Origin of the sequence: Pedobacter agri (assembly GCF_032678665.1) — a bacterium.
Lineage (GTDB): Bacteria > Bacteroidota > Bacteroidia > Sphingobacteriales > Sphingobacteriaceae > Pedobacter > Pedobacter agri_A.
In genome coordinates this window covers 18,829-31,828 of record NZ_JAVTSH010000002.1, presented here as the reverse complement: position 1 = coordinate 31,828, position 13,000 = coordinate 18,829, and the positions used below count along the sequence as shown (strand labels likewise).

Here is a 13,000-nt window from a genome sequence, read left to right as displayed (position 1 = left end):
AATAAATACTTTTATAGCTCCGATTAAAAATCGGAGCTATTTTTTATGAGATCATTTTTATTCACCACGATACTATTTCTTTCTACTTTCGCTGGATTTGCCCAATCTTTTAAAAACGAATTTGGGTTTAAAACTGAAAACGATGCTTATTTGGCGACGTTGAACGATCGGTATTATACCAATGGTTTATTTATCTACTTCCGCAGAGCGATTGATTCTGCTCAATTTTCAGATAAAATAGAAAAGAAAACTTACGAAATTTCAGTTGGGCAAAAAATGTACACGCCTTACTGGGGTCAGGTAGCAAAAAAGGAAGACCAGGATAGGCCCTTTGCGGGATATCTTTATGCTGGCGGTGCTTATTCAATATTCTATAAAAATGAAAGCGTTCTAAAAACAAGCGTAGAAATTGGCACTGTCGGACCAAATTCCCTGGCGCAGGATGCACAAAAGTTTCTGCACAAAACTGTTGGTTTTTACACACCTGCCGGATGGGATTATCAGATTAAAAACGAGCTAGCAATAAATTTGGCTGCCCAATACAGCAAATTGCTTATTCGTTCCAATGATCAGGTAGTTGATTTAAGCGGACAGGGTTATGCGAATTTAGGAACAACTTTTTCTGGCTTGGGGGCATCTGTGTTATTTAGAGCAGGGAGATTGAACCAGCTATTCAACAGTGCATACCATAATGCTGTGATCGGGAATTCCAAAACATCAAGTTTAAATAAATCTGAATTCTTCTTTTATGCCAAACCGCAGCTAAACGTAGTAGCTTATGATGCAACGATTCAGGGAAGTTTGTTTAATGACGATAGCCCGCTGACCTTCGGCGTAAAACCAATTGTTTTTGAACAGCAATTTGGCGTAAACTACAGTTCAAGAAGATTCACCGCAGATTTTAACATTATATTCAAAACCAAAGAAGTAAAAAGTATAGCCAAAGCACAAAATTATGGTGGCCTAAGTTTATATTACCGGCTTGGAAAAATTTAGTTAATCTAAACTTGGCTTTTTCCTGGATGCTTTTTTATCGGCGTTTACAGCTTTGTTTTTCAATCTATTTTGAATAACAGCTTTCGGCATTTTTGTAGGTTTTCTTACTTTTTTTACCTGAAGCGACCGTTTCAGCAAATCAATCAACTTAGCAATTGCTTTTTCTTTATTTAAAAGTTGGCTCCTATCCTCTTGCGAAACAATATGCAATAACCCATCTGTATCCAAACGATTTTCGAGTCTTAATTTTAACAGGGCTTTTTCCTCTGTATTAAAGAATGAGGCATTCTCTAAATCAAAAATCAACTCTACTTTACTCGAAACCTTATTTACATTCTGTCCGCCCTTTCCTCCGCTTCTGGAGGTTTTGAAGGTTGCAAACTTTAAAATATCTTCTTTTGCGGGTAACATGATGCAAAAGTATGAAGAATAGTCAGGTAAAAAAAGCGGGTAAATCCATACGTTTTTCTACCTTTGTCGCAGAATGAAGAAGAATTTAGTTATAGCTATTGATGGCTATTCATCTTGCGGAAAAAGTACTTTAGCGAAAGCATTAGCTAAAAAATTAGGTTTTATTTATGTAGATAGCGGGGCGATGTATCGTGCTGTAACCCTATATTTTTTAAGAAATAATATTGATATTTCTGATGATGAGAAAGTTGCTGATGCACTTCAACACATCGAACTAAACTTTCATTCACGTGATTACGAATCACACATCACTTTAAATGGCGAAGAGGTTTCTGATGAAATCCGTTTAATGCCCGTTTCAGAAAATGTAAGTGAAGTTTCTGCCCATAAAATTGTACGCCACGAAATGGTAAAGCAGCAACAACGCATGGGAAAATCAAAAAACATAGTAATGGATGGTCGTGATATTGGCACTACGGTTTTTCCAGATGCACCACTGAAATTATTTATGACTGCCGATCCGAAAATTAGAGCAGAAAGAAGATTTAGAGAATTGGAAAGTAAAGGCAATAATACCACCACACTAGAAGAAGTTTTCGAAAATTTGGCACACCGCGATTATGCTGATACCACCCGAAAAGAAAGTCCACTGGTGAGAGCTGCTGATGCGATTGTGTTAGACAATACCAATTTAACACCCGAAGAACAATTGGCTTTTGCTTTAGAAAGAGCGGAACCATTTCTAGCTAAATAATTTTAATTTTATCGGGTTGGTTTAATTTCCTATTTTTAGCTGATAACCATTATGCTACTATGAAATTGAAATCAGCACCTATTTTATTTCTCTTACTATTTTCTTTTACAGCCCAGGCACAAAAAGGCTGGATCAATCTTTTCAACGGGAAAGATTTGAAAGATTGGAATGTTAAAATTTCCAAACACGATTATAAAGATAATTATGCCAATACTTTCAGGGTAGAAAATGGTGTAATGAAAGTGAGTTACGATGGTTATACAGCGTTCGACAAACAGTATGGCCACCTCTTTTACAAAAAACCGTTTTCCTATTATTTATTAAAGGTTACCTATCGTTTTGTAGGCGAGCAAGCTAAAGGCGGTGAAGGTTGGGCAACTCGAAACAGTGGCGCCATGTTACATGGCCAGGATCCTGCAACGATGTTGAAAGACCAGGATTTTCCAATCTCCGTGGAAGCACAAATTCTTGGTGGCGATGGAGAACACGTTCGTCATACCAGCAATGTTTGTACACCAGGAACATTAATCAATTATAAAGGAGAACTATTTACCACACATTGTTTAGATTCTAAATCGAAAACTTATCATGGCGACCAATGGGTTACTGCAGAATTTTTGGTACTTGGCGATTCCGTTATTAAACACATTATTGCCGGCGAAGTTGTTTTAGAATACACAAAACCACAAATTGGCGGAGGTAGTGTAACCAATTATGATCCTAAGATAAAGATTGATGGTACACCTTTAAAATCGGGTTATATTTCACTTCAGAGCGAAAGCCACCCTATAGAATTTAAGACGGTTAAGCTTTTTGACCTTGCGCCATACGAAAAAGATGAAACTAAACTAAATAAGGTTATAGCCAGGATTTTAAAGGAGTAAACAACAACACTTTCCTATTGTTAAGAATGATGTAAACGCGATTTCCAATCAAATTAAATTATCCGATGCTCAAAACTCATTCAATCAAGATTTTCTTTTTTGTTATCTTTCTACTGGTTTCTAACCTGGCATTGGCACAGAAAGCCTATACCATCTCCGAAATCCCTGATCCAAAAAAAAATGGAGGCGGCTGGGTAAGTAACCCCGATGGAATTTTAGGTGCAGATGATGTTTCGCAGATTAACAGCACCATTTCGGATTTTGAAAGCAAAACCAATGTTCAGGTGGCAGTAGTTATTGTGAACAATTTCGATCAGGACAAGGAAGATTTCGATTTTGCCTACGAACTTTTTAATACCTGGGGAATTGGGCAAAAAACGAGCAATAACGGCTTACTGCTTTTTATTGCCAAAGATCGGAGAAAATATCGTTTCATTACCGGAACAGGCACCGAAGGCATTTTACCTGACGTGAAACTCAAACATATTGCCGAGCAAAATCTTTTACCGGCCTTTAGACAAAATGATTTCGGAACTGGCATTATAAATACGATTAATGCCATTGGAGTAATTATCTTAAATCCGGAAAATAAATCGGAGCTCAATCAGTTTTTTACGCAACAAAATGACAATAGCGATTTGGAAAGGGTTTGGATACCTGTTTTTGTAATTGCTTTAGCTTTCTTCGGGATTTTCAAAATCGTAAATAAACAAGCAAAAAAAACAGTAAACCTAAAAGCTAAGGGCAATACTGATTATGAGAAAACGATTATCAGCGGCTGTGCCGGATTACTCATGTTCATTTTCGTTAGTATTTTTGCCATGGTATTTTTTAACGGGTTTGGTTTATTTGATAGAGTAAAACTTGTGCATACCCCTTTCATTGTATATGGGATTTTAGGGACTGGCCTATTCTTTCGTTATTTATTCCATATTTCCACGTTACGAAAAACACATAACGACGATAAAAATTTCTTCAACGCTGTTACGGATTTTAATAAGAAAAATTTCTGGCTGATCATCTTTTCTCCGCTGATATTAATTACCCTGATTAATTACCTTTTCAAGAGAGGCAAGAATATTGATCGATTTAAGCCTATTCTTGATAGTAAAAATCAGGAAATGATTCGTTTAGACCGGGATGTTAACGTTGAAGGCAAACCATTTTTAAGTGGTGGCCAAAGAGCTGAAGAAGTTGCGAAAACCTACGATTATGATATTTGGGAAAGCGCTGACCATAAAGAACACATAATTAAACAGTGGCCTGCTGAAGAATACAACAGCTACACTGAATGTCCGAAATGCAGTTTCAGAACCTATAAGCTGAACAAACAAGTTACCGTTACTGCAGCAACTTATAGTCGTGAAGGCCAGGCAAAACTAATAAACGAATGTAGTTGTTGCAAAAACGTCGAATTTATTAAATGGATTACATTGGCCATGTTGGTTGAATCTAAATCTTCTTCCGGTTCATCTTCTTCGAGAAGTAGTTCATCTTCTTCATCGAGCAGTTGGGGCGGCGGAAGAAGCAGCGGCGGCGGCACCGGTGGCAGTTGGTAGAAATTTAATTAACAGAATCATTTCTGCGGTAATTAAAAGTATTTCCTAATTTTGGCACTTATAGCACGATGTTTGCTCTTTGCGTCGTTGCTAATTTTATCAAACTGCTTTGCAGCAATCTTAAAACTATGACTAGAATTTTATTCCTATTAATTGCTCTTTCAATCTTCTCAAGCGGCATTCATGCCCAAGATACCTACAAAGTAACTGCTGATCAGTTACGGGTGAGAGCAAGTAGTGATCCTAAAAGTAAGGTGATAGCTAATATTTCGCAAAATGAAAAGTTAACGGTTTTAGATGCCAGCAACGATAAATTTTATAAAATTAAACTTAAAAATGGCGAAGGTTGGGTGAGTAAAGATTTCGTTCAGAAGATATCAGCTCCTACCCCACAACCCAATACAGCCCAAACTAATCCTGCAACACAAAGTGCTACAACAGCGGCTCCTGCTACTGATGTAATTTACCGCGTAACTACTGATAATTTAAGGGTTAGGCAAAAGGCCGATCCTAAAAGCAAGGTGATTGGGTATCTTCCAGAAAATGAAAACGTTGCCGTTATTGATTCTGCCGATGCCAGTTATTTTAAAATTAAAGTAACCAATGGCGAAGGTTGGGTAAGTAAAGAATTTCTAGTCCGGGTATCGCCGGTTAAAGCCGTACAAAAACCAGCTATATCTGTCGAGGTTCCATCAATTGACAATGATTATTCGAATATTATCTTTTTCGCTGTAGTGGCCTTGGTAATGGGTACCATTCTTTATTTTATCTTTAAATACTCTAATCAAAATAAAATTTTAATCGGCATATCTGCTATTATCGTTCTTGTGGTAATTTACTTTTGCTTTGTTACATTCATTCAGGCGAAGACCGTTTCAGGAACTTTTGTAAGCGATAGTGAAACGCAATATAAAACCTTTGATTTTAACACCAATGATTCGGTAATTGTAAAGGATACTTACACTGATTCTACCTTCACAGCGAAATATGTAATTGAAGGCGACATGATTAAATTGTATGATCAACAGAACATGATTTTATTGTTGATCAGGGATGAAAACACCTTGGTTGGAGAAGGATTTACCAGAGGGATATTTACGAAGAAATAAGCTATAATCTGTATATTTGATCTTATGAAAGTATTACTTGAAATACCTGATAATAAGGCTTCTTCACTAATGGATGTATTAAACAGTATTCCCTACGTGAAGACAAAGAAAATTATTGAACCTAAGGAGCAATTAAAGGCTGAGATAAAAGAAGCCGTAGAAGAATTAAATTTAATAAAACAGGGAAAGTTAAAGGGTAACGACGCTGAAGCCTTTCTAAATGGTCTATAAGGTAAAAACCATATCATCTTTTGAAAAGCAAACAAAAAGGCTCTTCAAAAGATATCCTTCGCTGAAGGGAGAACTTTTAACATTGGTTCAAAAAATAAAAATCGATCCAGAGATCGGAACCCAATAGGCAAAAGTTGTTATAAAATTCGAATAGCTATTTCTTCGAAAGGCAAGGGAAAATCTGGAGGAGCCAGAATCATCACCCATTTCATCATTACCGATTCAACTGTTTATTTACTGTCTATCTATGATAAATCTGAAAAGGATAATATAACCAACAAAGAGCTTATTGAACTTTTAAGCGAAGTTAAGGAATAAACTTACTATTCTTCAGACCATAGGAAAAACTACTGGTTTTTTTGCTGATTCTTTCAATCTAAACCCGGTAGAGCGGAATAGCCCGGAGCGAAGTGCAACGACGCGAGGACTATAAGCGATAACGGGGCTGCTGTAAACGAAGAATTACTGTACGTTGATTTTCAAATTAATAGCAAAATTCATTTAAATATTATTTGATTTTACGATTTAGATGCTGAAATAAATTCAGCATGACGATTGACAGAATTCTAATAACCTTAAAATCAGCAACATTTATTAAAAAAATCTTTTCTATTAATTAAAATATTTTTACCTTTGCAGTCCCTAAATAGGGAAAAAAGGAGATAATTAATTAATGGCTAAAAAACAAGTAGCAGAAAAAGAATTAGCAGCAAAAACAGCTGAGCTTCAGGGAGAAGGCGGACGCCTAACTGAAAAAGAAACTATTGAATCAGAAGCTGATTCAGTTTCGATCGAATCGATCAAATCATCATTAGCAACACCAACGGAAGATTTCGATTGGGATGCGGATGAAAAAGTTTTCGGTAATTACAATGACGCAGACCGCAAAAAGTTTGAAGATATGTATGCTGGAACATTCAATCAAATCACTAAAGGTGAAATCATTAGCGGTATCGTTGTTTCAATCAACAACAAAGATGTAGTATTGAACGTTGGTTTTAAATCAGACGGTTTAGTTTCTACTTCAGAATTCCGTGATACACCAGATTTAAAAATCGGCGATTCAGTTGACGTATTCGTTGAAGCACCAGAAGATGCTAACGGTCAATTGATCCTTTCTCGCAAAAGAGCAAAAACTCAAAGATCTTGGGAAGCTATTAACGAGGCGCTTGAAAATGATAGAATCATCAATGGTTTCGTTAAGAGCCGTACTAAAGGTGGTTTAATTGTTGATATCATGGGCGTTGAGGCTTTCTTACCAGGTTCTCAAATTGATATTAAACCTATCCGTGACTACGATGTTTACGTTGGTAAAACAATGGAATTCAAAGTTGTTAAAATTAACCATGAGTTTAAAAACGTTGTAGTTTCTCATAAAGTGTTAATTGAAGACGATTTAGAATCACAAAAAGTAGAAATCGTTTCTAAATTAGAAAAAGGACAGGTATTAGAAGGTACTGTTAAAAATATTACTGATTTCGGTGTGTTCATCGATTTAGGCGGTGTTGATGGTTTACTTCATATTACTGATATTTCTTGGGGCCGCATAGAGCATCCGAAAGAAGTATTATCATTAGATGAAAAAATCAACGTGGTTGTTTTAGATTTCGATGATGAGAAAAAACGTATCGCTTTAGGCTTAAAACAATTAACTCCACACCCTTGGGAGAACTTAAGCACTGACATTCAGGTTGGTTCTAAAGTTAAAGGAAAAATCGTAACTGTTGCAGATTACGGTGCTTTCTTAGAAATCATCCCAGGTGTTGAAGGTTTAATCCACGTGTCTGAAATGAGCTGGTCACAAAACTTAAGAAATCCACAAGAATTCTTAAAAGTTGGTGATGAGATCGAAGCTGAAGTTTTAACTTTAGATAGAGACGAGCGCAAAATGAGCTTAGGTATTAAACAATTATCTAACGATCCATGGCAAGAAGTTGCTGCTAAATTCCCAGTTGGAAGCAAGCACAAAGCAACTGTTAAAAACATGACTAACTTCGGTGTTTTTGTTGAAATCGAAGAAGGTATTGATGGTTTAATCCACATCTCTGATTTATCTTGGTCTAAAAAAGTAAACCACCCTAACGAATTCACTAAAGTTGGTGATGTATTAGACGTAGTTGTTTTAGAATTAGACGTTGATAACCGTAAATTAAGTTTAGGTCACAAACAATTGGAAGAAAACCCTTGGGATACTTTCGAAACGATCTTCACTTTAGATTCAGTTCACCAAGGTACAGTTGTTAAAGTAACTGATAAAGGTGCTGTTATTGCTTTACCATACGGTGTAGAAGGTTTCGTGCCAACTAAACACATGGTTAAAGAAGATGGTACTTCGGTTAAAGCTGAAGAAACTAACGACTTCAAAATCATCGAGTTTAACAAAGAAGCTAAACGCATCGTTGTTTCTCACGCTCGTATTTGGGAAGAAGTTAAAGCTGAAGCTGTAGCAGAAGAAAGAAATGCTAAGAAAAAAGAAGCTAAAGCTGCTGTAACTGCAGTTAAAAAAGTTAAAGATTCTGTAGAGAAATCTACTTTAGGAGATTTAGACGTATTGGCTCAATTGAAATCGCAATTAGAAGGCGAAGAAAGCAAAGCTAAAAAAGGCTAGTTCTTTTTAACTGAACATATTAATCCCGATAGCGAAAGTTATCGGGATTTTTTTTTGCCTATTTTTTTTTGGCCACGGAGATACAGCATACACGAAACTTCGCAAGGTCATCAGTGCGAACAGAATTTTTCAGCCGATAGCTTGCCCCGACACTTCGGGGAAGCAATCTCATTTTACCTCACCCTTTGAAAGTTAGAAGTATGTGTTCTTTACTGCTGTCCCTCTCCTTAAAGAGAGGGAACAAAGGAAGTACTTTTAACCTGAAATTTATGTTTTTCTTACTGAGCATTGATTTCCCTCTCTTCAAGGAGAGGGATGAATTGTAACCGCGTTGAACCACTTTCTTTAATAGGGAGAGGTTTTGAAAACGCAAGCAAGCAATAATCGGTTACTCCTGCCCCGCTGTTCGTTCAATCTTTTTTTAACTCCTGTCATGCTGACGCACGAAGCATCTGTGTAATCGGTTGCAGATGCTTCGTGCCTCAGCATGACAAATAATTTAGGGTTGCTACAAACCAAAAAGTATTTTCCTACCATCGGGTTTAGGTAACATCAGTATTTCGTTTTACCAAACCTTTTCCTTTCATCAGCTAAGAATGACTACTTTTGAAAAGGAAATTGAATAACTATGAAAAATCTTCTATTTGTAATCTTATTGGCAGTTTTTAGCTTTAAGCTTTCAGCCCAGGAAGTCAGTATTATCCCGCAGCCTGCGTACTTAAAGGTAGAATCCGCCAAAAAAACCTTCACAATAAATGCAGCAACACAAATCATAGTTGTCGATTCTTCATTATTAAGCTCTGCTGATTTCCTCAACGGTTATCTTCAAAAATATTATAAACTAAAACTTAACATAACTAATGTTACGCCAAATAAGAACTTTATTAGTTTAGTATCAGACACTAGCATTAGCGAATTCAGCAATGCTTATATATTAAACACTTCAGATAAAGGAATTATTATTTCCGGAACATCAGAACCCGGGGTGTTTTATGGTATTCAATCACTTATACAATTAATTCCAACTCAAAATATCAATCAACTTAGTCTTCCATCAGTTTCCATAACAGATTATCCACGTTTCGATTACCGCGGAATGCACCTCGATGTGAGCAGACATTTTTTTGATGTAGACTTTGTAAAGCAATACATAGATTACTTAGCACTACATAAAATGAACTATTTTCATTGGCACTTAACAGATGACCATGGATGGAGAATCGAAATTAAAAAATACCCAAAACTTACAGAAATTGGCGCCTGGCGAAATGGCAGCATTATTGGTTTGTGGCCTGGAAAAGGCAATGAGAATATAAAATATCAGGTTTTGCCAACAGCGATTAACATTACTCCGAAAAACGCTGTAATTAAAACAGACGGCATTAAACATGGCGGATTTTATACCCAAGAACAGATTAAAGACGTAGTGGAATATGCTGCCAAACGGTATGTTACCATCATTCCTGAAATTGAAATGCCAGCCCACAGCATGGCTGTTCTTGCTGCCTATCCCGAATTAGGGACAGAGCCCAATAAAAAATATGCTGTTGCCGAAACCTGGGGCATGATGAATAAATACAATAATGTTTTGCAAGCTTCAGATACCACATTCAAGTTTCTGGAAAATGTATTAAGCGAAGTTATGGCGCTATTTCCATCCCAATACATTCATATTGGCGGCGACGAAGCTTCTAAAGTTTGGTGGAAACAATCAGCCGTTTCGCAACAAATCATGAAAGCAAACGGCTTGAAAACAGAAAGCGAGCTACAAAGTTATTTCATCAGAAGAATCGAGAAATTTGTAAATGGCAAAGGTAAAACCATCATCGGCTGGAATGAGATTTTGCAAGGCGGCCTGGCTCCAAATGCGGTAGTAATGAGTTGGCAAGGTGAAAAAGGTGGAATTGAAGCGGCAAAACAAAATCATAAAGCCATCATGACGCCAGAAGATAAAGTTTATTTCAACCATGCCCAATTTGCAAAGGAAGACAGTTTAACCGCAGGAAAACCCTCCTTGTTAGCTGATGTTTACAAGTACGAGCCAATCCCGGCTGAATTAAATACCGAACAGGCGAAATACATTTGGGGTGGACAAGGTTGCTTGTGGAGTGAGTACATTACCAATCCCGCCAAAGTTCAATACCAGCTTTTTCCAAGATTAGATGCGTTGAGTGAAATTTTATGGAGCCCCAAAGAGAAGCGAAACTACCCTGATTTTCAAAAACGATTGAAAACACAATTTAAACGTTATGATTTAATGGGACTCACTTATTCTAAAAGGTATCTGGAAAATTGACGTTTCAGCGGAGTCACTTTTTAATCAATCAGCTCTTTTTTCAATTCATTTAAAAAATTTATCCAATCTTTGTTTCAAATTTAAATCATGCGTAAAATATTTGCAGTTATTTGCACCATCATCACCCTGTTTGTATTAAAGGAAACAGTGAATATCTTCATTACCGATGAAGCTGATATTGTAAAGCAACGCAGTATTTTTATTGTGATAGCGTTAAGCATTGCTATCCCTTTAATCATCTTAACACTTTGGCTGTGGAAACCGAGGAACAACCAAAATCAGCAAGAGCAAAATTAATCGTAAAATCTCTGCTTTAACTCGGGTGTCGGCACCCAGCAACTCTCCTGCCTACCCCACCATTTATAGCGGTTTTTGGCAATAATATCATAAAACCAATCCCGAATAAATTTCGGGATAATCATGAAAGCATAAAGCATTGGCCACAATCCGTTTAATTTTCTTGCAATCCTTAACGCAGCCGAAGATTTAGTATAAAGTTGATTATTCTCTACCAGGATAATTGAATTAATCCGCTCCAGATTGATATCAAATTTCGGTAAAATAGTCTTTGCATAATTTCCTTGCAGAGCTGTAAATTTAAAAACATCGTTTTTATCGTGTTTTATAGCAAACTGAACTGATGCATTGCACAGATTACAAACACCATCAAAGAAAATTACTGGTTTTTCTACAGTCATCGTCACAAAGCTATTGAATTTATTACTTTGATATTCAAAAACTCTACTTTAGTAAAAAAATAAATCTATGTCTATTACAACGGAAGATGAGTTATTAGGAATGCAGAGGATTAGTAAAGCTGTGGCATACACGTTAAAGGAAATGCGAAATTTTGCTAAGCCTGGGATGTCTACGAAACAGCTTGATGATTTTGGCGGGGAAATTTTAAAAGATTTCGGCGCTAAATCGGCGCCACGCCTAACGTATAACTTTCCTGGCTGGACATGCATTAGCGTAAATCAAGAAATTGCGCATGGCATTCCGCACCCCAAGAAAATTTTAGCGGAAGGAGATTTAGTTAACATAGATGTTTCTGCTGAGTTAAATGGCTATTGGTCTGATAACGGCGGCTCTTTTGTATTAGGAAACGATTTGTACAACCACAATGTGCTGGTTAATGCATCGAAAAATATATTAAGGAAGGCCATAAACAATATTACAGGAGGCATTCGAATCTCAGAAATTGGCCGGCTCATCGAAACCGAGGCACGAAAATCGGGCTTTCGGGTAATTAAAAACCTAACCGGACATGGCGTTGGAAGAAGTTTACATGAAGCGCCACACGACATTGCCAATTACCATGATCGATGGAATCACGACAGATTTAAAAAAAACACAACAGTAGCCATTGAAACCTTTATTTCTACAGCATCGAATATTGCAGAAACTGAAAACGATGGCTGGACTTTAACGGGTAACAAAGGTGGTTTCGTAGCACAACATGAGCACACCATTTTGGTAACCGGAGATAAACCAATGATTCTTACTGCCGAAAATGAGATCTGGCTTTAACAGGCATCTAATTTCAAATTCTGGTTTCCTAGCTTAAAACATTTTTCTATATTTGCCCAATCCTTCTTCAATGCAAAAGAAAACACTTCTTGACGGACAAAAAATTCAGATTACAATTAAGAGGCTTTGCCATCAATTAATTGAAAACCACGACGATTTCGCAAATACCGTTTTAATTGGCATCCAACCAAGAGGTATATTTCTGGCCGATCGTATTCATCAGGAACTCGAAACCATCTTAAAAAACAAGAAAATTTTAAAGGGAAACCTTGATATTACTTTTTTTAGGGACGATTTTCGACGCAAGGATGGCCTGGTTACCGCAAGTAGCAATTCTATCGATTTCATCATCGAAGGCAAAAAAGTAATCTTAATAGACGATGTACTCTGGACAGGAAGAACCATCAGAGCAGCGCTTGACGCCTTGTTAGCTTATGGCCGACCAGAGAAAGTTGAGTTGTTGGTATTAATTGACCGTAGATTTAGCAGACATTTACCAATTGAACCCGATTATATTGGTCATCAGGTAGATAGTTTAAATTCACAACAGGTAAAAGTTACCTGGGCAAGTGAAGGAAGTGAAGACAAAGTGATTTTATTATCCGAAAAATTATAATATAAA

14 protein-coding genes are annotated in these 13,000 nt (G+C 36.8%); 12 read left to right on the top strand and 2 right to left on the bottom strand.

What is annotated here, in order from left to right:
- The first annotated feature begins 45 nt into the window (after positions 1 to 45).
- Positions 46 to 996, top strand: coding sequence for a lipid A deacylase LpxR family protein (locus R2Q70_RS03555; RefSeq protein ID WP_316806283.1), 951 nt, complete (start codon positions 46 to 48; stop codon positions 994 to 996).
- Here the strand turns inward: R2Q70_RS03555 and arfB are convergent, their stop codons facing one another.
- Positions 997 to 1,407, bottom strand: a complete 411-nt coding sequence (gene arfB, locus R2Q70_RS03550) for an alternative ribosome rescue aminoacyl-tRNA hydrolase ArfB (protein WP_316806282.1) — start codon at positions 1,405 to 1,407, stop codon at positions 997 to 999.
- 73 nt (positions 1,408 to 1,480) lie between these two features.
- Here arfB and cmk point away from each other — a divergent pair, with 73 nt between their 5' ends.
- From cmk to R2Q70_RS03505, 9 genes are all read left to right on the top strand, one after another.
- A complete protein-coding gene (gene cmk / locus R2Q70_RS03545) occupies positions 1,481 to 2,161 on the top strand; it encodes a (d)CMP kinase (protein ID WP_316806281.1) in 681 nt (226 codons plus the stop codon).
- Positions 2,162 to 2,220: 59 nt separating this feature from the next.
- The gene (locus R2Q70_RS03540; RefSeq protein WP_316806280.1) at positions 2,221 to 3,045 is read left to right on the top strand and encodes a DUF1080 domain-containing protein; all 825 of its coding nucleotides are present in this window, start codon (positions 2,221 to 2,223) and stop codon (positions 3,043 to 3,045) included.
- A 65-nt stretch (positions 3,046 to 3,110) separates the two neighbouring features.
- Positions 3,111 to 4,604: a TPM domain-containing protein gene (locus R2Q70_RS03535; protein WP_316806279.1), complete on the top strand. Its 1,494-nt coding sequence runs from the start codon at positions 3,111 to 3,113 to the stop codon at positions 4,602 to 4,604.
- 128 nt (positions 4,605 to 4,732) lie between these two features.
- Complete coding sequence (locus R2Q70_RS03530; protein ID WP_316806278.1) at positions 4,733 to 5,713, top strand: SH3 domain-containing protein; 981 nt, start codon at positions 4,733 to 4,735, stop codon at positions 5,711 to 5,713.
- Between the two features lie 24 nt (positions 5,714 to 5,737).
- Entirely contained in the window at positions 5,738 to 5,944 is a 207-nt protein-coding gene (locus R2Q70_RS03525) for a hypothetical protein (RefSeq protein WP_316806277.1), read from the top strand.
- A gap of 51 nt (positions 5,945 to 5,995) precedes the next feature.
- Entirely contained in the window at positions 5,996 to 6,262 is a 267-nt protein-coding gene (locus R2Q70_RS03520) for a type II toxin-antitoxin system RelE/ParE family toxin (protein ID WP_316806809.1), read from the top strand.
- A 355-nt stretch (positions 6,263 to 6,617) separates the two neighbouring features.
- Positions 6,618 to 8,552 (top strand): 30S ribosomal protein S1, encoded by a 1,935-nt coding sequence (gene rpsA / locus R2Q70_RS03515; RefSeq protein ID WP_010600211.1) that lies wholly within the window; start codon positions 6,618 to 6,620, stop codon positions 8,550 to 8,552.
- A 628-nt stretch (positions 8,553 to 9,180) separates the two neighbouring features.
- On the top strand, positions 9,181 to 10,848 hold the full coding sequence (locus R2Q70_RS03510) for a beta-N-acetylhexosaminidase (RefSeq protein WP_316806276.1): 1,668 nt from the start codon (positions 9,181 to 9,183) through the stop codon (positions 10,846 to 10,848).
- Between the two features lie 87 nt (positions 10,849 to 10,935).
- Positions 10,936 to 11,145 (top strand): hypothetical protein, encoded by a 210-nt coding sequence (locus R2Q70_RS03505; RefSeq protein ID WP_316806275.1) that lies wholly within the window; start codon positions 10,936 to 10,938, stop codon positions 11,143 to 11,145.
- On the opposite strand, the gene R2Q70_RS03500 is transcribed toward R2Q70_RS03505, so the two are convergent.
- Entirely contained in the window at positions 11,142 to 11,546 is a 405-nt protein-coding gene (locus R2Q70_RS03500) for a thiol-disulfide oxidoreductase DCC family protein (RefSeq protein ID WP_316806274.1), read from the bottom strand. The genes R2Q70_RS03505 and R2Q70_RS03500 overlap by 4 nt on opposite strands.
- A gap of 67 nt (positions 11,547 to 11,613) precedes the next feature.
- Between R2Q70_RS03500 and map the strand changes: the two genes are divergently transcribed.
- Together map and pyrR are read left to right on the top strand one after the other, a co-directional pair.
- Entirely contained in the window at positions 11,614 to 12,378 is a 765-nt protein-coding gene (map, locus tag R2Q70_RS03495) for a type I methionyl aminopeptidase (RefSeq protein WP_316806273.1), read from the top strand.
- Between the two features lie 70 nt (positions 12,379 to 12,448).
- Positions 12,449 to 12,994 (top strand): bifunctional pyr operon transcriptional regulator/uracil phosphoribosyltransferase PyrR, encoded by a 546-nt coding sequence (gene pyrR, locus R2Q70_RS03490; RefSeq protein WP_010600216.1) that lies wholly within the window; start codon positions 12,449 to 12,451, stop codon positions 12,992 to 12,994.
- The last annotated feature ends 6 nt before the right edge of the window (positions 12,995 to 13,000 follow it).